The 25,591-nt window shown below is 55.0% G+C and carries 29 protein-coding genes; 19 read left to right on the forward strand and 10 right to left on the reverse strand.

The window, feature by feature from the left end:
• The first annotated feature begins 5 nt into the window (after positions 1 to 5).
• From gsiC to Q7C21_RS09180, 5 genes are all read left to right on the forward strand, one after another.
• On the forward strand, positions 6 to 935 hold the full coding sequence (gene gsiC, locus Q7C21_RS09160) for a glutathione ABC transporter permease GsiC (RefSeq protein ID WP_140033575.1): 930 nt from the start codon (positions 6 to 8) through the stop codon (positions 933 to 935).
• Complete coding sequence (gene gsiD / locus Q7C21_RS09165) at positions 932 to 1,837, forward strand: glutathione ABC transporter permease GsiD (protein WP_003852316.1); 906 nt, start codon at positions 932 to 934, stop codon at positions 1,835 to 1,837. Before gsiC ends, gsiD begins: the two co-directional genes overlap by 4 nt.
• Positions 1,834 to 2,283, forward strand: coding sequence for a DUF4385 domain-containing protein (locus Q7C21_RS09170; RefSeq protein ID WP_003852318.1), 450 nt, complete (start codon positions 1,834 to 1,836; stop codon positions 2,281 to 2,283). Before gsiD ends, Q7C21_RS09170 begins: the two co-directional genes overlap by 4 nt.
• Positions 2,284 to 2,678: 395 nt before the next feature.
• Positions 2,679 to 3,314 (forward strand): carbonic anhydrase, encoded by a 636-nt coding sequence (locus Q7C21_RS09175; protein WP_003852320.1) that lies wholly within the window; start codon positions 2,679 to 2,681, stop codon positions 3,312 to 3,314.
• Between the two features lie 118 nt (positions 3,315 to 3,432).
• The gene (locus tag Q7C21_RS09180) at positions 3,433 to 4,569 is read left to right on the forward strand and encodes a PQQ-dependent sugar dehydrogenase (RefSeq protein WP_003852322.1); all 1,137 of its coding nucleotides are present in this window, start codon (positions 3,433 to 3,435) and stop codon (positions 4,567 to 4,569) included.
• Positions 4,570 to 4,707: 138 nt separating this feature from the next.
• Here the strand turns inward: Q7C21_RS09180 and Q7C21_RS09185 are convergent, their stop codons facing one another.
• Positions 4,708 to 5,364 (reverse strand): HAD family hydrolase, encoded by a 657-nt coding sequence (locus Q7C21_RS09185; protein ID WP_375150634.1) that lies wholly within the window; start codon positions 5,362 to 5,364, stop codon positions 4,708 to 4,710.
• A gap of 272 nt (positions 5,365 to 5,636) precedes the next feature.
• Between Q7C21_RS09185 and Q7C21_RS09190 the strand changes: the two genes are divergently transcribed.
• Positions 5,637 to 6,839 (forward strand): serine hydrolase, encoded by a 1,203-nt coding sequence (locus Q7C21_RS09190; RefSeq protein ID WP_375150635.1) that lies wholly within the window; start codon positions 5,637 to 5,639, stop codon positions 6,837 to 6,839.
• A 417-nt stretch (positions 6,840 to 7,256) separates the two neighbouring features.
• On the opposite strand, the gene ybjG is transcribed toward Q7C21_RS09190, so the two are convergent.
• Together ybjG and Q7C21_RS09200 are read right to left on the reverse strand one after the other, a co-directional pair.
• Complete coding sequence (ybjG, locus tag Q7C21_RS09195; protein ID WP_039661079.1) at positions 7,257 to 7,862, reverse strand: undecaprenyl-diphosphate phosphatase; 606 nt, start codon at positions 7,860 to 7,862, stop codon at positions 7,257 to 7,259.
• 303 nt (positions 7,863 to 8,165) lie between these two features.
• Positions 8,166 to 9,854 carry an aspartate:alanine antiporter gene (locus Q7C21_RS09200; protein WP_003849258.1) on the reverse strand — a complete coding sequence of 563 codons (1,689 nt, stop codon included), beginning with the start codon at positions 9,852 to 9,854 and terminating at the stop codon, positions 8,166 to 8,168.
• Positions 9,855 to 10,112: 258 nt separating this feature from the next.
• Between Q7C21_RS09200 and ybjM the strand changes: the two genes are divergently transcribed.
• Entirely contained in the window at positions 10,113 to 10,478 is a 366-nt protein-coding gene (ybjM, locus tag Q7C21_RS09205; protein WP_003849260.1) for an inner membrane protein YbjM, read from the forward strand.
• Between the two features lie 88 nt (positions 10,479 to 10,566).
• Here ybjM and Q7C21_RS09210 read toward each other — a convergent pair whose 3' ends face one another.
• Positions 10,567 to 10,830, reverse strand: a complete 264-nt coding sequence (locus tag Q7C21_RS09210) for a GrxA family glutaredoxin (protein ID WP_003849263.1) — start codon at positions 10,828 to 10,830, stop codon at positions 10,567 to 10,569.
• A 255-nt stretch (positions 10,831 to 11,085) separates the two neighbouring features.
• Between Q7C21_RS09210 and Q7C21_RS09215 the strand changes: the two genes are divergently transcribed.
• From Q7C21_RS09215 to rlmC, 10 genes are all read left to right on the forward strand, one after another.
• Positions 11,086 to 11,337: a DUF1418 family protein gene (locus tag Q7C21_RS09215; RefSeq protein WP_003849267.1), complete on the forward strand. Its 252-nt coding sequence runs from the start codon at positions 11,086 to 11,088 to the stop codon at positions 11,335 to 11,337.
• A 16-nt stretch (positions 11,338 to 11,353) separates the two neighbouring features.
• On the forward strand, positions 11,354 to 12,076 hold the full coding sequence (nfsA, locus tag Q7C21_RS09220; protein WP_003849269.1) for an oxygen-insensitive NADPH nitroreductase: 723 nt from the start codon (positions 11,354 to 11,356) through the stop codon (positions 12,074 to 12,076).
• Between the two features lie 20 nt (positions 12,077 to 12,096).
• Complete coding sequence (gene rimK, locus Q7C21_RS09225; RefSeq protein WP_003849271.1) at positions 12,097 to 12,999, forward strand: 30S ribosomal protein S6--L-glutamate ligase; 903 nt, start codon at positions 12,097 to 12,099, stop codon at positions 12,997 to 12,999.
• Between the two features lie 87 nt (positions 13,000 to 13,086).
• Positions 13,087 to 13,566, forward strand: coding sequence for a YbjN domain-containing protein (locus Q7C21_RS09230; RefSeq protein ID WP_003849273.1), 480 nt, complete (start codon positions 13,087 to 13,089; stop codon positions 13,564 to 13,566).
• A 384-nt stretch (positions 13,567 to 13,950) separates the two neighbouring features.
• Positions 13,951 to 15,060 carry a spermidine/putrescine ABC transporter substrate-binding protein PotF gene (gene potF, locus Q7C21_RS09235; protein WP_375150636.1) on the forward strand — a complete coding sequence of 370 codons (1,110 nt, stop codon included), beginning with the start codon at positions 13,951 to 13,953 and terminating at the stop codon, positions 15,058 to 15,060.
• Between the two features lie 123 nt (positions 15,061 to 15,183).
• Positions 15,184 to 16,317: a putrescine ABC transporter ATP-binding subunit PotG gene (gene potG / locus Q7C21_RS09240; RefSeq protein WP_003849280.1), complete on the forward strand. Its 1,134-nt coding sequence runs from the start codon at positions 15,184 to 15,186 to the stop codon at positions 16,315 to 16,317.
• Between the two features lie 9 nt (positions 16,318 to 16,326).
• Positions 16,327 to 17,289: a putrescine ABC transporter permease PotH gene (gene potH / locus Q7C21_RS09245; protein ID WP_061062029.1), complete on the forward strand. Its 963-nt coding sequence runs from the start codon at positions 16,327 to 16,329 to the stop codon at positions 17,287 to 17,289.
• Positions 17,286 to 18,131, forward strand: a complete 846-nt coding sequence (gene potI, locus Q7C21_RS09250) for a putrescine ABC transporter permease PotI (RefSeq protein ID WP_078804216.1) — start codon at positions 17,286 to 17,288, stop codon at positions 18,129 to 18,131. Before potH ends, potI begins: the two co-directional genes overlap by 4 nt.
• 75 nt (positions 18,132 to 18,206) lie before the next feature.
• Entirely contained in the window at positions 18,207 to 18,674 is a 468-nt protein-coding gene (locus Q7C21_RS09255) for a YbjO family protein (protein WP_008925827.1), read from the forward strand.
• Between the two features lie 41 nt (positions 18,675 to 18,715).
• Positions 18,716 to 19,846, forward strand: a complete 1,131-nt coding sequence (rlmC, locus tag Q7C21_RS09260) for a 23S rRNA (uracil(747)-C(5))-methyltransferase RlmC (protein WP_078804217.1) — start codon at positions 18,716 to 18,718, stop codon at positions 19,844 to 19,846.
• 20 nt (positions 19,847 to 19,866) lie between these two features.
• On the opposite strand, the gene artJ (Q7C21_RS09265) is transcribed toward rlmC, so the two are convergent.
• The 6 genes from artJ (Q7C21_RS09265) to Q7C21_RS09290 all read right to left on the reverse strand — a co-directional run bounded on the left by artJ (Q7C21_RS09265) (position 19,867) and on the right by Q7C21_RS09290 (position 24,343).
• Positions 19,867 to 20,598, reverse strand: a complete 732-nt coding sequence (gene artJ, locus Q7C21_RS09265) for an arginine ABC transporter substrate-binding protein (RefSeq protein ID WP_105099355.1) — start codon at positions 20,596 to 20,598, stop codon at positions 19,867 to 19,869.
• 115 nt (positions 20,599 to 20,713) lie between these two features.
• Positions 20,714 to 21,382 carry an arginine ABC transporter permease ArtM gene (gene artM, locus Q7C21_RS09270; RefSeq protein ID WP_375150637.1) on the reverse strand — a complete coding sequence of 223 codons (669 nt, stop codon included), beginning with the start codon at positions 21,380 to 21,382 and terminating at the stop codon, positions 20,714 to 20,716.
• The gene (gene artQ, locus Q7C21_RS09275) at positions 21,382 to 22,098 is read right to left on the reverse strand and encodes an arginine ABC transporter permease ArtQ (RefSeq protein WP_003849293.1); all 717 of its coding nucleotides are present in this window, start codon (positions 22,096 to 22,098) and stop codon (positions 21,382 to 21,384) included. Before artQ ends, artM begins: the two co-directional genes overlap by 1 nt.
• A 6-nt stretch (positions 22,099 to 22,104) precedes the next feature.
• On the reverse strand, positions 22,105 to 22,836 hold the full coding sequence (gene artJ / locus Q7C21_RS09280) for an arginine ABC transporter substrate-binding protein (RefSeq protein WP_003849295.1): 732 nt from the start codon (positions 22,834 to 22,836) through the stop codon (positions 22,105 to 22,107).
• 15 nt (positions 22,837 to 22,851) lie between these two features.
• On the reverse strand, positions 22,852 to 23,580 hold the full coding sequence (gene artP, locus Q7C21_RS09285) for an arginine ABC transporter ATP-binding protein ArtP (protein ID WP_003849297.1): 729 nt from the start codon (positions 23,578 to 23,580) through the stop codon (positions 22,852 to 22,854).
• A gap of 223 nt (positions 23,581 to 23,803) precedes the next feature.
• Positions 23,804 to 24,343 (reverse strand): lipoprotein, encoded by a 540-nt coding sequence (locus tag Q7C21_RS09290; protein WP_003849298.1) that lies wholly within the window; start codon positions 24,341 to 24,343, stop codon positions 23,804 to 23,806.
• Between the two features lie 105 nt (positions 24,344 to 24,448).
• Here Q7C21_RS09290 and Q7C21_RS09295 point away from each other — a divergent pair, with 105 nt between their 5' ends.
• Positions 24,449 to 24,769, forward strand: a complete 321-nt coding sequence (locus tag Q7C21_RS09295; protein ID WP_375150638.1) for a heavy metal-binding domain-containing protein — start codon at positions 24,449 to 24,451, stop codon at positions 24,767 to 24,769.
• Positions 24,766 to 25,590, forward strand: a complete 825-nt coding sequence (locus Q7C21_RS09300) for an N-acetylmuramoyl-L-alanine amidase (protein WP_039660920.1) — start codon at positions 24,766 to 24,768, stop codon at positions 25,588 to 25,590. Before Q7C21_RS09295 ends, Q7C21_RS09300 begins: the two co-directional genes overlap by 4 nt.
• Position 25,591: the final 1 nt, after the last annotated feature.

Genomic DNA, 25,591 nt, shown 5'->3' on the forward strand with positions numbered 1-25,591 from the left:
GTTGCATGTTTAACTATTTTCTCAAACGACTGTTGGGGCTGATCCCGACGCTGCTGATAGTGGCGGTGCTGGTGTTCCTGTTTGTTCATATGCTGCCGGGCGATCCCGCACGCCTGATTGCCGGGCCGGAAGCCGATGCTTCGGTGGTGGCGCTGGTGCGTCAGGAGCTGGGGTTGGATCAGCCGCTGCCGCAGCAGTTCTGGCACTTTATACTGAATGCGCTGCAGGGCGATTTCGGCCAGTCGATGGTCTCGAAACGGCCGGTTGCGGATGAGATCGCCTCGCGCTTTATGCCGACCCTGTGGCTGACGCTGGCCAGCATGATCTGGGCGGTGATTTTTGGCATGACCATCGGCATTGTTTCGGCTGTCTGGCGCAACCGCTGGCCTGACAGGCTGGGGATGACGCTGGCGGTATCGGGCATCTCGTTTCCCGCCTTTGCGCTGGGCATGCTGCTGATGCAGGTCTTCTCAGTGGAGCTGGGCTGGCTGCCAACCGTCGGTGCTGACAGCTGGAAACATTACATTCTGCCCTCGATCACCTTAGGTGCGGCGGTGGCGGCGGTAATGGCACGCTTTACCCGCGCGTCGTTCGTGGAGGTGATGCAGGAAGATTACATGCGCACCGCCAGGGCTAAAGGGGTACGCGAGTCGCTGGTGGTGGTGAAACACGGCCTTCGCAACGCGATGATCCCGGTGGTGACGATGATGGGGCTGCAGTTTGGTTTTCTGCTTGGGGGATCGATCGTCGTCGAAGTGGTGTTTAACTGGCCGGGACTGGGCCGTCTGCTGGTCGACTCGGTGGCGATGCGCGACTATCCGGTTATTCAGGCAGAGGTGCTGCTGTTTTCACTGGAGTTTATTCTGATCAATCTGTTTGTCGACATGCTCTATGCGGTGATCAATCCCGCTATTCGCTTTAAGGAGTCGCGATGAAAAACTGGCGACGTGAAGCGGCCCTGAAAACAATGCCGCTGATTGCGGAGAACCGGGTTCGTACGCCATGGCGAGAGTTCTGGCGGCGCTTCCGGCAGCAGCCGGTGGCGCTGCTGGCCGGCGCGTTTGTACTGCTGCTGATTGTGCTGGCGGTTATCGCTCCGTGGATTGCGCCGTTCGACGCAGAGAACTACTTCGATTATGACCGGCTCAATGAGGGCCCGTCCCTGATTCACCTGTTTGGTGTCGATTCGCTGGGTCGTGATATTTTCAGCCGGGTGCTGGTCGGGACGCGTATTTCCCTGATTGCCGGTTTCTTTTCGGTGGTGATCGGCGCATTGATTGGCACGCTGTTTGGGCTGCTTGCCGGGTATTACGAAGGCTGGTGGGACCGCATTACCATGCGCATCTGTGACGTGCTGTTCGCGTTTCCCGGCATCCTGCTGGCAATTGCGGTGGTGGCGATCATGGGCAGCGGCATGAGCAACGTGATTGTGGCGGTGGCTATCTTCAGTATTCCCGCCTTTGCCCGCCTGGTGCGCGGCAATACGCTGGTGCTGAAGCATCAGACCTATATTGAGTCAGCACGCAGTATTGGCGCGTCTGACTGGACCATTCTGATGCGGCATATCCTGCCCGGTACGGTATCGCCGATTGTGGTCTATTTCACCATGCGGGTCGGCACTTCGATCATCACCGCTGCCAGCCTGTCGTTTCTGGGGCTGGGTGCACAACCGCCCACACCTGAGTGGGGCGCGATGCTGAATGAGGCGCGTGCCGACATGGTGATTGCGCCTCATGTAGCGATTTTCCCCAGTCTGGCCATTTTCTTCACGGTTCTGGCATTTAATTTACTGGGAGACGGGCTGCGTGACGCACTTGATCCTAAACTAAAGAGATGAAACCTTTCGATTATGATCAGGACTTCAGCACGATTGATTTCCGCCAGCATCCCGAGCGTTATCAGGTCGGGCGAGGCGAGCAGGGTGTGCTGATGGTCGAGCCTTATAAGAGCGAAATTCTGCCGCACTGGCGTTTTCGCACTGTCCCCATTGCTGAAGAGTCGGCTGAGAAAATCATGGCGCTGTTTGAGGATTACCGGCGTCAGGATGATTTTGTCGGTATGGATATGGCGCGCAAATTTATCCAGATGGGGTATACCCGAGCGCGTCGCTACAGCAATCATAAAGGCGGACGCAAGTATGACGCAGACGGCAAAGAGCTGCCGCGCGGCGTCAACGAAGAGAAAGCCGCAGCGGCGGCCATTTTCAAAGCGTACTGGGATAAACTTCGGGAAGATGAGGACTATCTGAAACGTAAAAAAGCGCATCAGCAACAGTATGGCTGAGTGCTGATTCCCCCCGGCGGCCTGTCGCGCAGCATTGCGGTTCAGGCGGCCCTCCAGCGTGTGCCACATCCGCTGACGTAAAAGTGAAAGTACGTCCACCTGCTATGTCGTGCGTAAAGTAGTGAAAAAACGCGTAAAAGCGGAGCGCGATCTCAGGTAAAAAAAGCAGACAGATCAAACGTTACCTTTTCCAGTAACTTCCCGTGCTATAAAAAGAAATCAACCAGGATGCTTCTGACTGACCGATAAGCGAAACGCTGACAGTGGCGATGGTCCAGGGCTGACTGCAAAACTCGGGTTGATATTCACTTGTTTTCATTAATAATAAACCAGCAAACCCCACTGAGGAGGCTATGCTCCTCAGGTAATGAAATGGATAATGTGAGAGCTAAATAATGAAAGAGATCATCAACGGATTTCTGAATTTCCAGCAGAATGTGTTTCCTGAAAGGAAGGATCTTTTCAAAAGCCTGGCGTCAAATCAAAATCCTAAAGCGCTGTTCATCTCCTGTTCAGACAGCCGTCTGGTGCCTGAACTGGTAACACAGCAGGAGCCAGGAGAGCTGTTCGTTATCCGCAATGCGGGCAACATCGTTCCCTCATTCGGCCCGGAGCCAGGCGGTGTCTCTGCCACTATCGAATATGCGGTTGTCGCACTGGGTGTCTCCGACATCATCATCTGTGGTCACTCTAACTGTGGTGCCATGAATGCCATCGCCTCCTGCGCCTGCATGGATACCATGCCAGCGGTTGAGCACTGGCTGCGTTATGCCGATGCGGCAAAAGCGGTGGTTGAGCAGCGTCAGTATGACTCGCCAGAGAAGAAGCTGAACGAAATGGTCAAAGAGAACGTTATCGCCCAGCTCAACAACATGAAAACCCATCCGTCGGTCTCCGTTGCCCTGCGTAATGGCAAGCTGCGTCTGCACGGCTGGGTCTACGATATCGAAAGCGGCACCATTATGGCGCTGACCCAGGGTGGCAAGCAGTTCATCACCCTGTCGGATAATCCGGATACCTGTTTCGAGTAATGCCTTTCACCCGCTGCGTCCTGCAGCGGGTTTCCTGTTTAATCTTTTGTAAATCCTCAGGTTCACCCCGCGACGGATGACTACGCTTAAGGTCAAGCCATCCTGTCAGGAGATCCCTATGTCCCGTTTTTCGACCGCTCTGCTGCTGAGTAGCGCGCTATTCTGCGCTTCGCCGCTGTTTGCCGCTGACGTGAAAGTTGAGGTATTACAGGATAAGTTACAACATCCATGGTCCGTTGCCTTTCTGCCCGACAACAAAACCCTGCTGATTACCGAACGTAGCGGACAGTTGCGCAGCTGGAGCCCGGAGAGCGGTCTGTCGCAGCCAATCAAAGGGGTGCCGACAGTCTGGGCAGAACGGCAGAGTGGTTTGCTGGACGTGGTGCTGGCACCCGATTTTGCGACCAGCCGTCGCGTCTGGCTGAGCTACACCGAGGCGAACAGCAGCGGCAAAGCGGGCGCGGTAGTGGGCGTCGGGACGCTGAGCCAGGATAACCGGCAGCTCAGCGATTTTCGTGAGGTGATTCGGCAGACGCCGATGCTCTCCAGCGGAAACAATATCGGCACCCGGCTGGCCTTTGATACCCAGGGTTATCTCTGGATTGCATTCGGCGATAATTTTGTCAGCAGTGCGGCGCAGGATCTCGATAAGCTTCAGGGCAAGCTGCTGCGGCTGAATGCTGATGGCAGCGTGCCTGACGATAACCCGTTTGTGAAAAAGGCCGGCGCACGGCCAGAAATCTGGGCCTATGGTCTGCGTAATCCGCAGGGACTGGCGCTTAACCCCTGGACCGGCATGATATGGGAAAACGAGCATGGCCCGCGAGGCGGCGATGAAGTGAATATCATGGCCCGGGGCAAGAATTACGGCTGGCCGCTGGCGACGTACGGCATTGACTACAATGGCGACAACGTGCCGGAGTCAAAAGGCACTCATGTCGCGGGCACCGAACAGCCGCTGTATCACTGGAAAGTTTCTCCGGCTATCAGCGGCATGGCGTTTTATAACAGCGCCCGTTTTCCCCAGTGGAAAAACTCGCTATTCATCGGTGCACTGAAAGAGAAAAACCTGATTCGTCTGAGTATTAACGGCGAAAAAGTGGTGGAGGAGCAGCGGCTGCTGGGGGATCAGAATGTGCGGATTCGTGATGTGCGACAGGGGCCGGATGGCTATCTCTATGTGCTGACCGATGAGGCCAATGGCAAGCTGTTGAGAGTGGGATTAGCGCAGGACGCTGGCGCATCCCGCGGCTAAAAACCTTGTCCATCAGGTGAGTTAATTTTTCAGTCTGCACCTGGCTCTGCTCGCAACCCTCGCGTACTCCATGTGCGTTCCGATTGTTCAGCGCCCAGGCTGTCTGCAAAAATTACGCCCGATGGACACGACGCTGAATCAGCGAGCCCAGTGATAAACCTGCCATCCACGGTTTAACGCTTCCTGGTGTAGCTGCGCATCCGGGTTGATGACATGGGCATGATCGGCCTGCTCCAGGAGCGGCAGGTCGTTCATTGAATCACTGTAGGCCCAGGTGAGCTCAAAGTGCTCCTGCTGCTGCAGCGCTTTCCAGTCACCCAGTCGGGTCACTTTGCCCTCTTTATAGGTCATGGTGCCGTAGGTGTTGCCGCTGTAACGCTCGTCCACGATTTCAACACCAATCGCCAGCGCGCCGCAGGCTCCGAGTTTCTCAGCAATCGGCACCACCAGATGCTCGCCGCTGGCAGAGATGATCATCACCCGGTCGCCGCGCGCCCGATGCCATTCGATCCGCTCGCGGGCGGCCGGATAGACACGAGGCAGGATGTCGCGCTGAATGAAGCGACGCACCCAGCCTTCAACGGTCAGCGTCGCCATGCCCGCCAGCGGTGAGAGCGTCTTACTCATATACTCTTCAATCGAAAGCGTACCGGCATAATACTGATTCATTAATGCCTGTTCCTGATCAATCAGTTCGCTGGGAGCAAATCCCTGTGATACCAGCCAGCGCAGCCACAGGCTGGTGCTGTCTTCACAAATGAGTGTTTCATCAAGATCAAAAAGGGCTAAGTCCATGGTCGGTCTCCTCGGCTGACTGGCGTTCAGGTTAGCTGATATTTGTGACGGGCTTAACTCTTCTGCGAAAAATCGGAATTTCACGCAGTTTTGGTGGCGACAGAATCGGAAAAAAGGGGCACGCGCGCGGCGTTTATGCCAGGGTTACTCTACTAAACTCTAAAAAACTTTACGATTCGACGGTTTTTTTCACTGCCGTCAGGGGGTAGCGTTTGAGTGAGAATTTTCTGCCCCTGGAATTTCGATTTAACAAGGACAATCCGGCCAAGCTCATGACAAACACTCGCTTCTCATCTCGCCTGCGGCACTTTGCTGCCACCTCATTACTGATTCTTGCCCCCATCAGCGTTTTTGCTGAGCAGGCTCCCGCCGCGCCCGGCATTGATGCTAAAGCGTGGATTCTGATCGACTACGCCAGCGGTAAAGTGCTGACTGAATCCAGTGCCGATCAGCGTCTCGATCCCGCCAGTCTGACTAAGATGATGACGAGCTACGTCGTGGGTCAGGCAATTAAAGCAGGCAAAATCAAACCGGATGATCTGGTCACCGTCGGACAGGATGCCTGGGCGACTGGCAATCCTAAGCTGCGCGGCTCTTCGCTGATGTTCCTCAAGCCTGGCGACCGCATTCCGGTGCATGAGCTGAATAAAGGAATTGTGATTCAGTCCGGTAATGATGCCTGTATCGCGCTGGCGGATTATGTGGCAGGCAGTCAGGATTCGTTCATCGGCCTGATGAATAACTACGTGAAGGCGCTGGGACTGCAGAACACCCACTTTATGACGGTGCATGGTCTGGATGCAGAAGGGCAGTACAGCACTGCGCGGGATATGGCGCTGATTGCTCAGGCGCTAATCCGCGATGTGCCTGAAGAGTACGCCCTGAATAAAGAGAAAGAGTTCACCTTTAACAATATTCGCCAGATCAACCGCAACCGTCTGTTGTGGAGCACTAACCTCAAAGTGGATGGCGTTAAAACCGGCCATACCTCTGGTGCCGGTAATAACCTGGTGGCTTCGGCGACCGAGGGCGATATGCGTCTGATCTCTGTAGTGCTCGGCACCGCCAGCGATGCGATTCGTTTTCGTGAAAGTGAAAAGCTGCTGACGTGGGGCTTCCGTTTCTTTGAAACAGTAACACCGATAAAAGCGGATACGCCGTTTGCGCAGCAGCGGGTCTGGTTTGGTGACAAGAGTCAGGTGAATCTGGGCGTGGCGAAAGATGCCGCACTGACCATTCCAAAAGGGCAGATGAAGAACCTGAAGGCGAGTTTCAAACTCAATGCGCCGCAGCTTGAAGCGCCGCTGAAGAAGAATCAGGTGGTCGGCACCATCGACTTCCAGCTGGATGGCAAAACGATTGAGCAGCGTCCGCTGGTGGTGCTGCAGGACGTGCCGGAAGGCGGCTTCTTCAGCCGGATGATTGATTTCGTGATGATGAAGTTCAACGGCTGGTTCGGGAAGTGGTTTTCATAAGTCTGAGGGACGCTGAGGCGTCCCTGCTGACTGCTGGCAAAACCAAATCAGGATGCATCTGGCAGCAATGAATTAGCTTAACGTGCAGGGAACACGGTCAAAGGAGGCAAGCGTCCCGCGCCATAGACAAAAACGCCGGGAGCGTTTTTGAACAACGCAACGCGTTGGCCCCTTTACGGGCGCCCCTCAGGGATGAGGGGCGTACTAAAAACGCCGGGAGCGTTTTTGAACAACGCAACGCGTTGGCCCCTTTACGGGCGCCCCTCAGGGATGAGGGGCGTAATCGCGCGGGCGGAGCGAGCCATGGATGGCAGTTTTGCGTCTTTCCGATCTGACCGTGTTTCCTGTGCAGGCTCAGTCTTACAGCAACCAGTCCAGACTTTGTCAGCAATCTCAGGAACGCTAACAAGTCCCTTTTTAATCCTGCGTCCAGCCCTTACGAATCGGCACGGCAAACAGTGCCCGATAGAGCGGGTTGATCACCGCCAGCATCCGCTCGCCATAGAACTGCCACGCCAGATGAGACGCCAGGCAACTCAGCAGACCCACCAGGAACCCACCCAGCATATCCATTGGCCAGTGAACGCCCAGGTAGACCCGCGACCAGGCGATAGCGCAACCCGCTATCATCAGCACTACGCCCGACCAGAGGCGATGCCAGAAGATAAAGGCCAGCGCAAAGGTGAAAATCGTGGTGCCGTGATCGCTGGGATAGGAGTCATCGGCGGCGTGGTGCAGGAACTGATAGCCGTAACCAATGGCAAAAGGGCGGGGATGCGGCAGCAGATGGCCGACACACCAGGAGATTGCCAGCGCATAAATCAGCGCCATACCGGTTTTCAGAACCAGCGCCCGTTGTGAAGAAACCTGATCGCGCGGTCCCCAGAGCCACATCGCCACAATTAACAGCGGCACAATGGCAATCAGGTCTTTGGCAATAAAGGTCGCGAGGTGTATTAACCAGGCGGGTGACGCCGGCGTGGCATTGATGGCAGTAAACAGTGAGTGGTTCAGCTCTTCCATTTCGGGATACATTCCTCAGCACAAATAGCTAACTTAACAGCGCACCATCCTGCTTTTTAAGACGCAATTCGTCTACGGAAAGGCTCCGAATCTGATAATGAGTTGCACAACTGTTTAAGTTTTATGACCGTTTCGGGTCAGTTTGTGGTGCTGGTGAGTGGCGCAGGGAGGAAAAAAGGGCATAAAAAAACCCGCCAGGAAAAAGACCAGCGGGCTCCACAATTTGGGGATTTCAAAGAAAAGCAGTGGCACTTATTATGACTATCGCTTAACTATAAAGTTCTGGACGCAGGCAAAAAAATTTTATAAAGGCAAAATTGGCCAGATGATCACAATCAGTGTCCCCGCCAGCGTGAGCAATACGTTGGCAATGGCATAGGTTCCGGCATACCCCAGCGCCGGAATATTGCTGCGTGCGGTATCACTGATAATCTCCATGGCCGGTGCACAGGTTCGCGCACCCATGATGGCACCAAACAGCAGGGCGCGGTTCATCCGCAACACATAGGCACCAAACAGATAGCAGATGATCACCGGAATCAGGCTCACCAGCAGGCCGCAAAGTAGCATCAGGGCACCGTCACTGCTCAGGCCGTGATTAATGCCGCTGCCAGCGCTTAATCCTACTCCCGCCATAAACACCATCAGCCCGAACTCTTTCACCATCGTCAGCGCGCCCTGCGGAATATAACCAAAGGTCGGATGGTTGGCACGGAGGAAGCCGAGCATGATACCGGCGAACAGCAGACCCGCTGCGTTACCAATACCAAAACTGAAATTGCTGAACTGGAAAGTAATCAGGCCAATCATCAGACCCACGATAAAGAAGGCGCAGAAAGCTAAAAGATCGGTCATCTGACTGTGAATCGCGATGAAACCAATGCGATCGGCCACACTTTTGACCCGTCGTGCCTCACCGCTGACCTGCAGCACATCACCTTTGTTCAGTATAATGCTGTCATCAATCGGCATCTCAATCTGACTGCGTATCACCCGGTTCAGGAAACAGCCGTGGTCGGTGAGGTTTAACTTACTGAGGCGCTTGTTTACCGCATTATGGTTCTTCACCACGATCTCTTCGGTTACGATGCGCATATCCAGCAGATCGCGGTCAAACACCTCTTTACCATTACGAAAGCTGGGGTCGAGCCGGGCATGTGCGTCGGGATAGCCGACCAGCGAGATATCATCACCCAGCTGCAGTACCGCATCCCCATCGGGACTGGCGAGAATACCGTTGCGGCGAATACGCTCAATGTAGCAACCGGTCTGACGATAGATGCCCAGTTCACGCAGGTTTTTGCCCCCGCTCCACGCCACCAGTTCCGCGCCCACGCGATAGGCGCGAATGACGGGAAGAAAGACTTTGCGCTGGCTGTCCGCATCCAGACCGCGTTCCCGGGCAATTTGCTGGGCACAGGTGGGCAGATCCTGATGTTGCAGACGGGGCAGGTAGCGTGCGCCAAAAATCAGACTCACCAGGCCAATCAGATAGGTTACGGCATAGCCGAGGCTCAGCTGATCCTGCATGAGTGCGAGCTGCTTTGGATCGGTGATGCTTTGTCGCAGGGTATCACCCGCGCCGACCAGTACCGGCGTTGAGGTCATCGAACCGGCCAGCATGCCAGCGGTGAGGCCAATATCCCAGCCAAAGAGTTTGCCCAGCCCCAGCGCCAGCAGCAGTGCGCTGACCACCATGACGATGGCGAGCATGAAATAATTTTTGCCGTCGCGGAAGAAAATGGAAAAAAAGTTGGGACCGGCTTCAACGCCGACACAAAAAATAAACAGCATAAAGCCCAGGCTCAATGCATCGGTATTGATCGTGAAGTGTTGCTGGCCTAATAAGAGCGAAACGACTAATACGCCAATCGAATTTCCCAGCTGAACGGAGCCAAGACGCAACTTACCCAGACAAAGGCCAAGCGCTAAAACGACAAATAATAACAAAATGTCATTTCCGCTTAACAATCCTGCGACGTTAATATTCACTGTTTAACTTCTTGTTTACATGTAAGCTATTGAAGAGTAGCCTGTTTTTCGTTATCGTGAGCAGGCCGTTGAGGTTCTGTTGTATCAATGCTGTAAATGGAACCTTTACCGCGGCGCTATTCTAATCACAATTATCTTTCTCAGCCATTGGCTGTTTTCATTCGTTGCCACAACGAACTGTTTCTTTTTATTTCCATCTGAACGCATCAGGGATATCAGCAGGTTATTGTCGGGGTTATTTTTAATCAGTGGGGTAGTATGCCGCAGCGCTCTTATCTCTGGACAACCCGCCTGTGCGGCGTGGTGTTGTATAGTCTGGTGTTTGTTTTTACCTGTCGTTTCTGGCAAGTCGGTCCCGGCCCGCTTCGTGGTCAGCCCGAATTACTGCTCTTTATGTTGCCCGGTATTGTGATGGCGTTGATGCAGGTGGAAAGCCCGCTAAAAAGCACGCTGCTGATGGGACTCTGGGGAACGTTACTGGCAGCACTGCTGTTAAACAACAGCCTGTTTATTCACAGTAGCGGATTCTTTTTAGTGGCCTGGAGCCTGAGCGCCCTGTTCTGGGCAGGTTGCGGGGCATTGCTGGTGCGATTGATGCAGATTGTCATGGCGTCACTCAACTGAAGGGTGCCGTTTGATTTCCCACAGCCAGAGAGCAAAAAAGGCGAGACAGAATTTTCTGCCTCGCCTTTTTCATTCCGGCCCTTTGCGCTTACGCGACAAATCCCAGATTCTCTTTAGTCCATGCAGCGAACTCGGTGTAGCCACCGATATGTTTTTCGTCCACGAAAATCTGTGGGACGGTGCTGACCGGTTTACCGGCGCTGGCTTCCAGATCGGCTTTTGTAATGCCTTCTGCGTTAATATCAACGTACTGGTAGCTAAAATCATCGCGCTCAGCGGTCAGTTTATCGGCCAGTTCGTGGGCACGCACACAGTAAGGACAGCCCGGACGACCAAAAATAACAGCAATCATAAAGAACTCCTTGCAGCGACTATTATGTGATGTATGTCACATAACGAAACAGAGAATGGGCACCATCATGCCCGCTCGTATCGCTTAAGGAAAGCAGGATTTGCCTGTTAGTCTGATGCCCGCACGCTATTGCCGCGCGTTCAGGAAGCATCTGAAACAGGGGCTTTTTCGCAGCAGCGGCCTCTATATCCCGCGCAATTTTTGGGTTGTTGACCATAATTGACGCTCAGTAAGCCGCTAAGGCAGGAGGATGTGATGCAGAGTGTAGCCAGATTGCCCCGGTTTGTGGTGGTGATGGAGGCGGCAGGTGGCCTGTTGATTTTAGGCGCGCTGCTGCTGATCAACCACTGGCTTCCGCTGCCAGACATGGCTGACGTTAAAACGCTGGCCACTGTGCTGTTCATCGCTGGCGTGGTTCTGATGCTGCCTGCTGCCTGGCTGTTAATGTGGCGCACCGCGAAAGCGATAGCACCACAGCTGTTCAATCAGATTGATAAAAAAAGATAATTTTGCTGGAGACTTTATGACACCGACCATTGATTTACTGTGCAGCCACCGTTCGATCCGCGCCTTTACTGACCAGCCGGTCAGCGAAGAGCAGCGTGAAGCGATTATTAATTCGGCGCAATCGGCGTCCACATCCAGCTTTTTACAGTGCTCCTCTATTATCCGTATCACCGACAAAGCGCTGCGTGACAAGCTGGTAACGCTGACCGGCGGGCAGACGTGGGTCGCAGATGCGCCTGAGTTCTGGATTTTCTGCGCGGACTTTAATCGCCACCTGCAGATTTGCCCGGATGCACAACTGGGCCGTGCCGAGCAGTTGCTGCTGGGCTGCGTCGACACCGCGCTGATGGGGCAGAATGCCATGGTCGCAGCGGAATCACTGGATCTGGGCGGCGTCTTTATCGGCGGGATTCGTAACAGCATTGCGGAAGTGACAGAACTGCTGGGCCTGCCGAAGTTTGTGCTGCCGCTGTTTGGTTTCTGCCTGGGTCATCCGGAATCGAAGCCGGACGTCAAACCGCGTATGCCACATGCGATGCTGGTACATGAGAATCGCTATCAGCCACTGGATCCGGCGGTGCTGGCAGAATACGATAGCCGCACAGAACTCTATTATCAGCAGCGCGACAGTAACCAGCGTAGTGAAACCTGGAGCGAGCTAATCCAGCGGCTGATCATTAAAGAGACGCGTCCGTTTATGCTCGATTATCTGCATCAACAGGGCTGGGCCACGCGTTAATTCAGAAAGGGAGAGCAGCGATGAAGATAGCCATCCTGTCACGTGACGAAACGCTCTATTCCAGCCGACGATTGCGTGATGAGGCCGCTGCGCGCGACCACGAAGTACAGGTCATCGATCCGCTCTCCTGCTATATGAATATCAATCCTGCCTCGCCAGCGGTTCACTATTGTGGTGAACCGCTGGGTCATTTCGATGCCGTTATCCCGCGCATTGGTAACGCCATCACTTTTTATGGCGCGGCGGTACTGCGGCAGTTTGAAATGTGTGGCAGCTATCCGCTGAATGAGTCCGCCGCCATTACCCGCACCCGTGACAAATTGCGCTCGCTGCAGCTGCTGGCACGAGAAGGCATCGACATGCCGGTGACCGGCTTTGCCTCTTCGCCCGATGATACCGATGATTTGATTGCCATGGTGGGCGGCGCACCGCTGGTGGTCAAGCTGGTAGAAGGAACCCAGGGCATTGGTGTCGTGCTGGCCGAAACACGTCAGGCGGCAGAGAGTGTTATTGATGCCTTTCGCGGCCTGAATGCCCATATTCTGGTGCAGGAGTTTATTAAAGAAGCGCAGGGACGTGACATTCGCTGTCTGGTGATCGGCAATCAGGTCGTGGCCGCGATTGAGCGTGTCGCGAAAGAGGGCGATTTCCGTTCCAACCTGCATCGTGGTGGCAAAGCGTATCCCGTCGAGATCACGTCACAGGAGCGGCAGATGGCCGTGAAAGCGGCAGCCACACTGGGACTGGAAGTGGCGGGCGTCGATATTCTGCGCGCTCATCGTGGCCCACTGGTGATGGAAGTTAACGCCTCGCCAGGTCTGGAGGGCATCGAAACCAGCAGCGACCTTAACATCGCCGCGTTAATGATCCAGCGGATCGAGCAGCAGGCTATCCCCGGGCTCCGTCCTAAAACCGCTGGCTGACGCGCGCTTTTCAGCAGTTTTCGTGGCATCGCCGCGCATTTTTCCGTAAGCTAAGTCGCCTGTTTATCACCCCACTGGGATTTTACGATGGATTCTCTTGTCGTTCCGGATATCGACCTGCTGCGTCGCTGGCTGGATCAGCAAAATATCACCTGGTTCGAATGCGATGCCTGTCAGGCACTTCATCTGCCTCACATGCAAAACTTTGATGGGGTGTTTGACGCCAAAATCGATCTGGTCGACAACGTCATTCTGTTTTCGGCGCTGGCTGAAGTGAAGCCAACGGCGCTGATTCCGCTGGTCGGCGATTTGTCGCAAATCAATGCCAGTTCACTGACGGTGAAAGCATTTATCGACATTCAGGATGATAATCTGCCGAAGCTCATTGTCTGTCAGTCAATGACCACCACGGCAGGATTAACGTTTGGTCAGTTCTCACACTTTATGAAGCAGAGTGAAGAGCAGATCTCCATGGTCATTCTGGAAGCCTTTGCCAACAATTTGCTGATTGTGGGCGAAGAAGAAGAGCACGTTCCGGTGACCAGCGTCCATTCTGTGCTGCACTAAGCCCGACAGGGTCGCCCACTAAGCCGTCCCTGAGACGGCTTTTTTATGACCGCTATCCGCCGCCGCCTTTTTTTATTCTGCACTTTGCCCTTTAACGCCAGATATTTGTCGTGGTTTATGCCATCAAAGCCGAACCTCATAGCTTAAACATGCATAAAATATCGGTTTCAGGCGTTTTTTACGCTGAGGTCTGGTACAGCATGACGGGTGGGGCTATGCTTGCGGGGCTGTAACAGGCGCGTAACTGCGTCTCAGCTATAGGTTTTTGCTATTAAACTCCCGCTGAATAATGATTCATTGTGTCACTGACGTTTTGTCCGGAACGCAATGCAGGGATCTCTGATTTGCAGCGTTGTAATGACCCGCTCAGGAGGATGGAAAAATATGTTCAACTCACGTCAGAAATGGCTGTCAGCTGTGGTAGCTGCTGCGCTGATGGCCGCGTCGGCCAGCAGCATGGCGGAAGATAAAACGCTGCACGTCTACAACTGGTCCGATTATATTTCGCCAGATACCGTGCCGAACTTTGAAAAGCAGTCCGGCATCAAAGTGGTCTACGATGTGTTTGACTCCAACGAAGTGCTGGAAGGCAAACTGATGGCGGGCAGTACCGGCTACGATGTTGTGGTGCCATCTTCCAGTTTCCTGGCGCGTCAGCTGCAGTCCGGGGTATTCCAGCCGCTGGATAAGAGCAAACTGCCTAACTATAAAAACCTCGATCCGGCACTGATGGAAAAAGTGGCGCAACACGATCCGGGTAACAAATATGCCATTCCATATCTGTGGGGCACCACGGGTATTGGCTATAACATCGATAAAGTTAAAGCCGCACTGGGCGCCGATGCGCCAGTCAACAGCTGGGATCTGGTGCTGAAGCCAGAAAACCTGGAGAAACTGAAAAGCTGTGGCGTTTCCTTCCTGGATGCACCGGAAGAGATTTTCGCCACGGTACTGAACTATCTGGGCAAAGATCCGAATTCCTCTGATGCTAAAGACTATTCCGGCGCGGCTACTGACCTGCTGCTGAAACTGCGTCCGAATATCCGCTACTTCCATTCGTCGCAGTACATCAACGATCTGGCTAACGGTAACATCTGTGTCGCCATCGGCTGGTCGGGCGATATTCTGCAGGCGAAAAACCGTGCTGATGCCGCGAAAAATGGCGTGCACCTGGGCTACAGCGTACCGAAAGAGGGCGCACTGGCCTTCTTCGATATGATGGCGATCCCGAAAGATGCGAAAAACCTCGACGGTGCTTACGCCTGGCTGAACTACATCATGGATCCGAAAGTGATCGCCGATGTCTCTAACAAAATGAACTATGCCAGCGGCAACAAAGCGTCGCTGCCGCTGATCAATGCTGATGTCCGTAACAATCCAGGTATCTTCCCGACACCTGAAGCGATGTCGAAATTGTTCGTGCTGAAAGTCCAGGATCCGAAACTGGATCGTGTGCGTACGCGTGCATGGACTAAAGTAAAAAGTGGTAAGTAGTTCGTCCTTAACGGATTGACCTGTCACGCATCAGCAACAGAGGCGCAATACCGGCCTCTGTTGTGCCATTTTTAGCGGCAAATTTTGCCGCAATGTTCCGCCTGGCTCCGGAGAGAACCCTTTGTGAACGATGCCATTCCCCGTCCTCAAAATAAAACCGCAAAAGCGTTAACGCCGCTGCTGGAAATTCGCAATCTGACCAAATCCTTTGACGGCCAGCACGCCGTGGATGATGTCAGCCTGACTATCTATAAAGGTGAGATCTTTGCCCTGCTGGGTGCATCGGGCTGTGGCAAATCCACGCTGCTGCGCATGCTGGCCGGTTTCGAGCCGCCCACCAGCGGCCAGATTGTGCTGGATGGACAGGATCTGTCGCACGTTGCTCCCTATCAGCGCCCGATTAACATGATGTTCCAGTCCTACGCGCTATTTCCGCACATGACGGTGGAGCAGAATATCGCCTTTGGTCTGAAGCAGGACCGGCTGCCGAAAGGGGAGATAAACAGTCGGGTCGCCGAAATGCTGGCGCTGGTGCACATGCAGGAGTTTGCGAAACGCAAACCGCATCAGCTCTCCGGTGGTCAGCGTCAGCGCGTTGCACTGGCCCGCAGCCTGGCGAAACGCCCAAAACTGCTGCTGCTGGATGAGCCAATGGGTGCTCTGGACAAGAAACTGCGCGACAGGATGCAGCTGGAAGTGGTCGATATTCTGGAGCGCGTTGGCGCGACCTGCGTGATGGTGACGCACGACCAGGAAGAGGCGATGACCATGGCGGGGCGCATTGCGATTATGAATCGCGGTAAATTTGTGCAGATTGGCGAGCCGGAAGAGATCTATGAGCATCCGACCAGCCGTTACAGCGCGGAGTTTATTGGTTCGGTTAACGTCTTCGAAGGGTTACTGCGTGAACGTCAGGCGGATGGCCTGGTGATCGACAGTCCCGGCCTGATGCATCCGCTGAAAGTCGATTCCGATGTCTCGGTGGTCGATAACGTGCCGGTGCATGTTGCGCTGCGTCCTGAAAAAGTCATGCTGTGCGATGAAGTACCCGCCGATGGCTATAACTTTGCGGTGGGAGAAGTGGTTCACATCGCTTATCTCGGCGACCTCTCTATTTTCCATGTCCGTCTGCACAGTGGACAGATGATTAGCGCACAGTTGCAAAACGCGCATCGCTACCGCAAAGGGTTGCCAACCTGGGGCGATGAAGTCCGCCTCTGCTGGGAAAGCGACAGTTGCGTGGTGTTGACGGTTTAAGGAGCGGCTATGAGCCAGATTTTCCAACGCGCCAAAGCGCCTGCCCGACTGGTCGGCACGCCGCTGCAACGCTGGGCCACGCGGGTAAAAATGCAGCATGGCCGCAAGCTGGTGATCGCACTGCCTTATGTCTGGCTGGTGCTGTTATTCCTGCTGCCGTTTCTGACGGTGCTGAAGATCAGCTTCGCAGACATAGCGCGAGCGATTCCCCCTTACACTGAGCTGGTGAGCTGGGCAGATGACCAGTTCAGCATTGTGCTCAATTTCGGCAACTATCTGACGCTGACTGACGATCCGCTCTACATCGACGCCTATCTGCAGTCATTGAAAGTAGCGGCGATCTCCACGGTCATCTGTCTGCTGATTGGCTATCCACTCGCCTGGGCCGTGGCGCACAGTAAGCCGTCGATGCGCACCATTCTGTTGCTGCTGGTCATTCTGCCGTCGTGGACTTCGTTTCTGGTTCGCGTCTACGCCTGGATGGGCTTGCTGAACAACAACGGCATTCTGAACCGCTTCCTGCTGTGGCTGGGCGTAATCGATCATCCGCTGGTGATCCTCTACACCAATAGCGCGGTCTATATCGGTATCGTCTACTGCTATCTGCCGTTTATGGTGCTGCCAATCTACACCGCGCTGACCCGTATCGACTACTCGCTGGTGGAAGCCTCACTGGACCTGGGCGCGCGTCCGCTGAAGACCTTTTTCAGCGTGATTGTGCCGCTGACTAAAGGCGGCATCATCGCCGGATCGATGCTGGTCTTTATCCCGGCGGTAGGGGAGTACGTGATTCCTGAACTGCTGGGCGGCCCGGACAGCATCATGATTGGCCGTATCCTGTGGCAGGAGTTCTTTAACAACCGCGACTGGCCGGTGGCTTCCGCGCTGGCGGTGATCATTCTGCTGATCCTGATTCTGCCGATCATCTGGTTCCATAAGCATCAAAACCGTGAAATGGGAGAGAAGGCATGAATAATTTGCCAACTATTCGCTCGCCATGGCGTACCGCTATTCTGGCCTGCTGCTTCCTGTTCCTTTATGCGCCGATGCTGCTGCTGGTGGTTTACTCCTTCAACCGCTCCCCGCTCGTGACGGTATGGGAGAGCTTTTCGTTCCACTGGTACAGGGTGTTGTTCCAGGACAGCGCGATGATCGACGCGGTGGTGTTGAGTCTGAGCATCGCCGGACTTTCTGCCACGATGGCGGTGGTGTTGGGCACGCTGGCAGCAGTGATTATTGTTCGCTTTGGTCGCTTCCGGGGACACAACGGTTTTGCGTTTATGCTGACCGCGCCGCTGGTGATGCCCGATGTGATCACCGGGCTGTCGCTGCTGCTGCTGTTCGTCGCAATGGGTAACGCGTTTGGCTGGCCGAGTGAACGCGGTATGCTGACCATCTGGCTGGCACACGTCACCTTCTGTACCGCCTATGTGGCGGTGGTGATTAACTCGCGTCTGCGTGAGCTGGACCGCTCAATTGAAGAGGCGGCAATGGATTTAGGTGCCACGCCACTGAAGGTCTTTTTCGTGATTACCGTGCCAATGATTGCGCCGGCGATTGTCACCGGCTGGCTGCTGGCGTTTACCCTGTCGCTCGACGATCTGGTGATTGCCAGCTTCGTGACCGGACCGGGCGCGACGACATTGCCGATGGCGATTTTCGCCACCGTACGACGCGGCGTTAACCCGGAGATCAATGCGCTGGCTTCATTGATCCTGTTTGTGGTCGGTTTAGTCGGTTTTATCGCCTGGCGATTTATGGCGCACGAAGAAAAACAGCGTTTAAGCGATATTCAGAAAGCTAAACGTGGCTGAAATCCCTGAGTTTTGCCACTATATAAACGGGCCGGTTTAACCGGCCCGTTTTTCGATCAGGTGGAGTCACGGACTATGTCAGACATCTTCAAAAGCAGCGCTACGCTCTCAGGCGCACCGGTTCCGGTGACGGTTGCGGGCATTGCTATTATCGCGACCCGCTGCCTGAGCGTTCTGATGCTGGCAAACGAGCTGGGTTACAGCGAACTCGCCAACTTTGTGCACCGCAGCGCCCAGTCCTGGGACTCTACACTCATCTTTATCGCCAGCCAGCTGATCTTCCTGTTCGAACTGCGCTGCGCCTTTATTCTGATGCGCGGCAGTAACCGTGGACGCTGGGGCTATGTGGCGACACAGGTGATTGTGCTGATCTATATGCTGTTCGCTTCGCTGGGGGGAATCTACCCGGAAATTTTCAGCATTGATGGCGACAATAATGTCCAGATAATCCACCATACGCTGTCGCAGAAAATTCCCGACCTGCTGGTGCTGATGCTGCTGTTTCTGCCTGCCAGCAGCCGCGCTTTTTTCAGGAAGCGATGATACAATCGCGCTCCGCCCGACCCCATCGTTAAGGCTTTACCATGCACTGCGCGCTTTATGACGCTAATCGTTGCCGCTCCTGTCAGTGGCTGGAAAAACCCTATCCCATTCAGCTGAGCGACAAGCAGTCGATGCTTGAGCAGTTACTGGCTGAGCAGCCGGTTACAGCCTGGCTGCCGCCGGTAACCTCACCACAACAGGCATTCCGTAACAAAGCCAAAATGGTGGTCAGCGGCAGTGTTGAGCGTCCGGTGCTGGGTCTTATCCATCGTGATGGCGAGGCTGTCGATCTGTGCGACTGTCCGCTCTATCCCGCCAGCTTCCAGCCGGTGTTTACGGCGCTAAAACCCTTTATTGCCCGTGCCGGCCTGACGCCCTATAACGTGGCACGTAAACGCGGCGAGCTTAAATTCCTGCTGATCACTGAGAGCCAGCAGGGCGGCATCATGCTCCGTTTTGTCCTGCGCTCAACCGCTAAACTGGAACAGCTGCGTGCGGCATTGCCCTGGCTGCAACAGCAGTTGCCGCAGCTGGCGGTGATCTCTGCCAATATTCAGCCGGTGCATATGGCGATTCTGGAAGGGGATGAGGAGATTGCGCTGACGCCCGCGCAGTCGCTGGCAGAGAACTTCAACGGCGTGCCGCTGTGGATCCGCCCGCAGAGCTTCTTCCAGACCAATCCGCAGGTTGCCAGTGCACTCTATGCCACCGCACGCGACTGGGTGCGTGCGCTGCCGGTTAACAGTATGTGGGATCTCTTCTGTGGCGTAGGCGGTTTTGGCCTGCATTGCGCGACACCAGAGATGGAACTGACCGGCATTGAGATTAGCGCTGAGGCGATTAAATGCGCCCAACGTTCCGCTGAGATGCTGGGGCTGGAGAAAGTGCAGTTTGCGGCGCTGGACTCTACGTCGTTTGCGACCGGACGCGATGCCGTACCGCAGCTGGTGCTGGTGAATCCGCCGCGTCGTGGGATTGGAGAGGCGTTGTGTGATTATCTCAGCCAGATGGCCCCGGATTATCTGCTCTATTCAAGCTGTAATCCGCAGACCATGGCGCAGGACATTGCCCGGCTGAGCGCGTATGAGGTCACGAAGGTTCAGCTGTTCGATATGTTCCCTCACACCGCCCATTTTGAAGTGCTGACGCTGTTAACCCGCCGTCACCACTGAGTCCGGTGAAATTCCCGGAGTTACTCCGGGAACCACTTCTGATTAAGCTGCTGCCAGCTGCCGTTGGCTTTCAGTTCGGTCAGCGCCTGATTGAACTGATCGCGCAGCGCGGTATTGCCTTTCCGCACCGCAATGCCGAGGCCGGTGCCAAAGTAGTCTGCATCCGTCACATGTTCACCGACCGTAGCGAGATCGGGATTGGTTTTCAGCCACTGATTCACCACCGCGCTGTCGCCAAACACGCCATCCAGTCGGCCATTCTTCATATCCAGAATCGCATTCTGATAGCTGTCATACGCCACTACTTTCACTTCCGGATGCTTATCCTGCAGGAACTTCTGGTGAGTGGTGCCGTTTTCAACGCCGATGCGTTTGTCTTTCAGATCGCTGAAGCTACTGAACTTGCCCTTCTGCGCGATCACAATGGCGGAGTTAGCGTAATAAGGCTGGGTAAAATCGACCTGCTTGCTACGTTCAGCGGTGATATCCATGCCGGAAATGACCGCGTCATAGCGGCGGAACTTCAGTGACGGAATCAGGCTGTCGAAGGCGTTGTTGGTAAAAGTGCACTCTGCTTTCATCTGCTGACACAGCGCTTTGGCCAGATCGATATCAAACCCCACCAGATTATTTTCCCGATCCAGCGTTTCAAACGGTGGATAGGTTGCTGAGGCGGCGAAGCGGATCTTTTCCGCGGCCTGCGCGTTGATCGTAAGCGTTGCCAGCGCAGCGGCAATAATCCATTTTTTCATTTTATGATTCCTGTGATGTGGTCAGCCAGAGAGGGCAATACCCTGCCATAAAATGAATTTTTATGCAATTAGGGTGATTTTTCAGGCGGAAAGGGCGAGAGGCCTCGCCCGGAATTCAGTTACGCCGCTCAAATGCCAGCGCGCGTCTTTCGATCAGTCGCATCATCAGCGTCAGTAAACCGTTAACGCAGAGATAAATCAGACCTGCCGCAGCATAGACCGTGATGTCGTAGGTGCGGCCATAGAGCAACTGGCCGTGGCCCATGACTTCCATCAGAGTGATGGTGTAGGCCAGCGAGGTGCCTTTAAACACCAGCACCACTTCATTGGAGTAAGAGGAGAGGGCGCGTTTAAATGCATAGGGCAGCAGGATGCGCAGGGTGTGTTTGCGACCCATGCCAAGTGCCGCGCACGATTGCCACTGTCCGGAAGGAATCGCCCGGACCGCACCGTAAAACAGTTGCGTGGTGTAAGCCGCGCTGTTCAGCGACAGCGCCAGCATCGCGCACAGCCACGGCTGCGACAGGAGATGCCACAGCCAGGGGATCTGCTGGATCGACGGAAACTGTCCCGGACCGTAGTAGATCAGGAAGATCTGTACCAGCAGCGGCGTGCCGGTAAACAGTGTGATAAAGCCCTTCACCAGCGGATTAAACACCGGCGTTTTCAGCGACAGCACCACGGTGAAGATCAGTGCAAGCAGCAGCGCCACCACCAGCGAGGCCGCCGTCAGCGTCAGGCTGGTGTGCAGCCCTTTCAGAAGTTCAGGCAGATAGGCCAGCATCAGCTGTTCCCCCGTTCAAAGCGGGTCGTGCGCAGTTCAATGCGGCGTAACACCGCCTGGCTGAACAGCGTAATCACCAGGTAGATCGCGGCCGCCACCAGGAACCAGGTAAAGGGCTCCTGCGTTCGGGTGGCAATACTTTTGGTTTGCAGCATCAGATCGTTGACGCTGATCAGCGAGACCAGTGCGGTATCTTTTAGCAGCACCAGCCACTGATTGCCCAGACCGGGCAGGGCGTGACGCCACATCTGGGGCATAATCAGCCGCAGAAATATGGCCGATTTTTTCATGCCCAGCGCCTGTCCCGATTCCCACTGACCGACAGGCACCGCTTTAAGTGCGCCACGCAGCGTCTGTGAGGCGTAGGCGGCATAGAGCATCGCCAGCGCAATCACACCGCACAGGAAAGGACTGACATCAAAGTTCTCAATCTGCATCTGAACCGGCAGCGTAAACAGTCCGAAGTTCAGCGTGAAACCATCAGAGAGAGTGAGCAGCAGCTGTGATGCGCCAAAATAGATAAACAGCACCACCAGAATTTCCGGCAGGCCACGGATCAGCGTCACCAGGCCGGTGCCAATCCACGCCAGTGGTCTCAGGCGCAGTGACTCCCAGCCAGCGAAAATCATCGCCAGCACCAGGCCAGCGATGAGAGCACAAACAGCAAGGCCGACGGTCATCCCGGCGGCGCTTGCGAGGGTCATCATTTCATTCATCGGAGATTACTGCTGGAACCATTTGCTGTAGATGGTCTTGTAGGTACCATCCGCTTTGATTTTATCCAGCGCGCCATTGAATTTGGTCTGCAGCTCGGTGTTACCGGTGCGAACCGCAATACCCAGGCCAGTACCAAAGTAGGCTTTATCTGTAACTTTATCGCCGACAGCAGCCAGCGCAGCATTCTGCTTCAGCCACTCGTTAACCACGGCGGTGTCACCAAATACGGCATCAATGCGGCCATTTTTCAGATCCAGTACCGCGTTCTGATAGCTGTCGTAAGGAACGATGGTGATGTCGCTGTGTTTATCCGTCAGGTATTTCTGATGTGTGGTGCCGTTCTGGACGCCAACGCGCTTGCCTTTTAGCGCTTCAACACTGGCGACTTTACCTTTCTGGGCCACAAACAGCGCCGAGTTGTCGTAGTAAGGCTTGGTGAACAGGACCTGCTTTTCACGATCCGGCGTGATATCCATGCCCGCCATCACCGCATCAAAGCGACGGAATTTCAGGCTTGGGATCAGGCTGTCGAACGCCTGGTTAGTGAAGGTGCAGGTCGCGTCGATCTCTTTACACAGTGCGTTAGCCAGATCAACATCAAAGCCCTGAATCTTGTTATCTGCATCCACATACTCAAAAGGAGGATAAGAGGCTTCGGTCGCAAAACGAATTGTCTGTGCCGCGGTAGCGCTCAGGCTAAAACCGGCAAGCAGTGCAGCAAGTACCATTTTTTTCATTTTTAGCATCCTGACTTAGTGCGAAAGATAGTGAGCAAACGCGTCGGTTTGCGGCTGTGTAAAGCGGCTGGCGTCGCCCTGTTCCACAATGTGACCGTTCTCCATGTAAACAACGCGGCTGGCCGTTTTACGTGCCACTTCCACTTCATGGGTCACAATCACCTGGGTAATGCGGGTCTGCGCCAGTTCGCGAATGATACTGACAATCTGTGCGGTAATTTCAGGGTCCAGCGCGGCCGTCGGCTCATCGAACAGCAGCACCTGCGGTTCCATCATCAGGGCGCGGGCAATCGCCACACGCTGCTGCTGACCACCAGAGAGGTGCAGCGGGAAGCGATCGCTGTAAGGCGTGAGGCGCAGACGATCAAGCAGCTTGTCGGCGCGGGCACGCGCTTCACTTTTGCTGAGGCCCAGCACCCGGCAGGGCGCTTCAATCAGATTCTGCAGCACGGTGAGATGCGGCCAGAGATTATATTGCTGGAACACCATACCGACGTTCTGGCGCAGTTCGCGAATCGCGGCGTCAGAGGGTTTCTGAGTGAAGTCGAACTGATTGCCGGCAATCTGCAACTGACCTGAACGAGGCTGCTCCAGCAGGTTAAGGACCCGCAGCAGCGAACTCTTGCCCGCCCCGCTTGGGCCAAGCAGTACCAGGGTTTCGCCTTGCGGACACTCAAGGTTGATGTCGAACAGCGCCTGATGAGCACCGTAGAAGCAGTTTATTGCGTTTAGTTGAATACTCATGCGCCAGATTTGAATAGCTATTAGTGTCGCGGATTTTAACGTCACCAGAATAGTTATGCAAATAAGGTGGGTTAAAATTTGTAAAACAACAGGTAAACAGCAAAAGCTTAGCACAATATCATGCAGTGTCTGGTGCCAGCCCGATGCCGTGGGGCAGGCTGCGGCAATAAAAAAGCGCAGTCACCTGAGGTGGCTGCGCTTTTCATACCGCTAAAATATCAGGTTATTTTTTTGACTTTTCAAGCATCTGGCTCAGGCTTCCACCCTCGGCATGCACAGGGTTCGCCATGTAGCGCACGTCGTCAACGACCCAGCAAGTGCCCTGATGAATCATCAGCACTTCATCCTGCCACTCCTTTCCGTCGCGGCTCAGTTTTACCCGCAGCGGGATGTTGCGTGCATCACGGTTTGGAATAGTAGATGCATCAGCAACGCTGGCGGCTGTCGGGCCCTGTGACAGGCTGGAGAAGAGATCACCGTTTCGCCACTGTGCGCCGGCATTGCTGCCGCTGGCCGCCTGCAGGGAGTGGTAAAGCGCATCACTCAGGTAAGGGCGATATTTTGCCAGTGTGTTGCTGTCAGGCAGACCCTGCGTGGGCTGTTCAACACGCAGATCATAAAATTGTTGGGCAACCTGGTCAGGACCGCCTTCAATGCAGGGGGCGGTTCGCGGGCCATTATCCTTAATGACTGGCTCAACGGTGGTACAGGCGCTAAGCAGCAGGGCCGCCGGGATCATTAGCGCAAACGCGTTGTTTCTCATCTCGATTTCCTTATGGTTCTCTGGCAAGGTGCCCTTTTTAGCATAGAGTATAGCTGTGCTTTTTAGTCGAAAGAGCCTTAGCCTGATTTCAACAAGGAGAATGCGATGAAATTTTCAACAACCCCGACGCTGGAAGGCCACAGCATCAGTGAATATTGTGGTGTGGTCACTGGCGAAGCGATTCTTGGTGCGAACATTTTCCGTGATTTTTTTGCGGGCATCCGTGATGTAGTCGGCGGCCGTTCCGGCGCGTATGAGAAAGAGCTGCGTACAGCACGCGAGATTGCGTTTGAAGAGCTGGAAGAACAGGCAAAAGCGCTGGGTGCCAACGCGGTGGTCGGTATTGATATCGATTACGAAACGGTCGGCAAAGATGGCAGCATGCTGATGGTCAGCGTCAGCGGCACGGCAGTGATCATTCGTTGAAACGCGGGCTGTTGCTGATACTGGCACTGCTGCTGGCGGGCTGCCACTCCGGGATAGAATCCCGTGACGGCTACTGGGCCGATCTGCGGCATCCCGCGCAGGGGGCGCGACCGCGGGTTAAGGTGATTGTCATCCACTATACCGCCGAAGATTTTTCTTCGTCGCTGGCGACCCTCACCGATCGGGAGGTCAGCGTCCATTATCTGATCCCCCGTCAGCCGCCTCAGCGCGCCGGCAAAGGCATTGTCTGGCAGCTGGTGCCGGAGCAGCAACTTGCCTGGCATGCCGGGCCCAGTTTCTGGCGCGGAGCCAGTCGCATCAACGACACCTCGATTGGCATTGAGCTGGTGAACCGGGGATATCGCCGCACCCTGACCGGTCTTGAATGGCAGCCCTTTACCGCCGCGCAGATCATCACGCTGGAGGCCCTGGTGCGTGATATTGCACAGCGCTACGGCATCCCACCGGAAAACATTGTCGGTCACAGCGATATCGCGCCGCAGCGCAAGCAGGATCCGGGTCCACTTTTCCCGTGGCACCAGCTGGCGCAGCGCGGACTGGGCGCATGGCCTGATGCCGGACGGGTGCAGTTTTATTTAGCGGGTCAGGATCCACACGCACAGGTGCCGGTGCAGCCACTCATGGAAAACCTGCAGCGCTTCGGTTATGCGGCGACGGCGGAGATGAGTAAGCGTGAGCAGCAGAAAGTGATTGCCGCGTTTCAGATGCACTTCCGGCCTGCGGATTATCGCGGTCAGCCCGATGCCGAAACCGCCGCGATAGCGGCCGCGCTACTGGAGAAGTATGGCGCGGCGGAATAGC

Origin of the sequence: Pantoea sp. ANP04 (genome assembly GCF_041982285.1) — a bacterium.
GTDB lineage: Bacteria > Pseudomonadota > Gammaproteobacteria > Enterobacterales > Enterobacteriaceae > Pantoea > Pantoea eucalypti.

Excerpts from the sequence above, each read along its gene's own strand:
- potH (WP_061062029.1), top strand. The coding sequence starts at position 16,327 with ATGAGCCAGATTTTCCAACGCGCCAAAGCGCCTGCCCGACTGGTCGGC.
- Q7C21_RS09295 (WP_375150638.1), top strand. The coding sequence starts at position 24,449 with ATGAAATTTTCAACAACCCCGACGCTGGAAGGCCACAGCATCAGTGAA.
- potI (WP_078804216.1), top strand. The coding sequence starts at position 17,286 with ATGAATAATTTGCCAACTATTCGCTCGCCATGGCGTACCGCTATTCTG.
- nfsA (WP_003849269.1), top strand. The coding sequence starts at position 11,354 with ATGACACCGACCATTGATTTACTGTGCAGCCACCGTTCGATCCGCGCC.
- rlmC (WP_078804217.1), top strand. The coding sequence starts at position 18,716 with ATGCACTGCGCGCTTTATGACGCTAATCGTTGCCGCTCCTGTCAGTGG.
- Q7C21_RS09210 (WP_003849263.1), bottom strand. The coding sequence starts at position 10,830 with ATGATTGCTGTTATTTTTGGTCGTCCGGGCTGTCCTTACTGTGTGCGT.
- Q7C21_RS09255 (WP_008925827.1), top strand. The coding sequence starts at position 18,207 with ATGTCAGACATCTTCAAAAGCAGCGCTACGCTCTCAGGCGCACCGGTT.
- artJ (WP_105099355.1), bottom strand. The coding sequence starts at position 20,598 with ATGAAAAAATGGATTATTGCCGCTGCGCTGGCAACGCTTACGATCAAC.
- Q7C21_RS09175 (WP_003852320.1), top strand. The coding sequence starts at position 2,679 with ATGAAAGAGATCATCAACGGATTTCTGAATTTCCAGCAGAATGTGTTT.
- Q7C21_RS09190 (WP_375150635.1), top strand. The coding sequence starts at position 5,637 with ATGACAAACACTCGCTTCTCATCTCGCCTGCGGCACTTTGCTGCCACC.
- Q7C21_RS09230 (WP_003849273.1), top strand. The coding sequence starts at position 13,087 with ATGGATTCTCTTGTCGTTCCGGATATCGACCTGCTGCGTCGCTGGCTG.
- Q7C21_RS09180 (WP_003852322.1), top strand. The coding sequence starts at position 3,433 with ATGTCCCGTTTTTCGACCGCTCTGCTGCTGAGTAGCGCGCTATTCTGC.
- artP (WP_003849297.1), bottom strand. The coding sequence starts at position 23,580 with ATGAGTATTCAACTAAACGCAATAAACTGCTTCTACGGTGCTCATCAG.
- gsiD (WP_003852316.1), top strand. The coding sequence starts at position 932 with ATGAAAAACTGGCGACGTGAAGCGGCCCTGAAAACAATGCCGCTGATT.
- gsiC (WP_140033575.1), top strand. The coding sequence starts at position 6 with ATGTTTAACTATTTTCTCAAACGACTGTTGGGGCTGATCCCGACGCTG.
- ybjG (WP_039661079.1), bottom strand. The coding sequence starts at position 7,862 with ATGGAAGAGCTGAACCACTCACTGTTTACTGCCATCAATGCCACGCCG.
- rimK (WP_003849271.1), top strand. The coding sequence starts at position 12,097 with ATGAAGATAGCCATCCTGTCACGTGACGAAACGCTCTATTCCAGCCGA.
- Q7C21_RS09215 (WP_003849267.1), top strand. The coding sequence starts at position 11,086 with ATGCAGAGTGTAGCCAGATTGCCCCGGTTTGTGGTGGTGATGGAGGCG.
- Q7C21_RS09170 (WP_003852318.1), top strand. The coding sequence starts at position 1,834 with ATGAAACCTTTCGATTATGATCAGGACTTCAGCACGATTGATTTCCGC.
- Q7C21_RS09185 (WP_375150634.1), bottom strand. The coding sequence starts at position 5,364 with ATGGACTTAGCCCTTTTTGATCTTGATGAAACACTCATTTGTGAAGAC.
- artJ (WP_003849295.1), bottom strand. The coding sequence starts at position 22,836 with ATGAAAAAAATGGTACTTGCTGCACTGCTTGCCGGTTTTAGCCTGAGC.
- ybjM (WP_003849260.1), top strand. The coding sequence starts at position 10,113 with ATGCCGCAGCGCTCTTATCTCTGGACAACCCGCCTGTGCGGCGTGGTG.
- artQ (WP_003849293.1), bottom strand. The coding sequence starts at position 22,098 with ATGAATGAAATGATGACCCTCGCAAGCGCCGCCGGGATGACCGTCGGC.
- potF (WP_375150636.1), top strand. The coding sequence starts at position 13,951 with ATGTTCAACTCACGTCAGAAATGGCTGTCAGCTGTGGTAGCTGCTGCG.
- Q7C21_RS09290 (WP_003849298.1), bottom strand. The coding sequence starts at position 24,343 with ATGAGAAACAACGCGTTTGCGCTAATGATCCCGGCGGCCCTGCTGCTT.
- artM (WP_375150637.1), bottom strand. The coding sequence starts at position 21,382 with ATGCTGGCCTATCTGCCTGAACTTCTGAAAGGGCTGCACACCAGCCTG.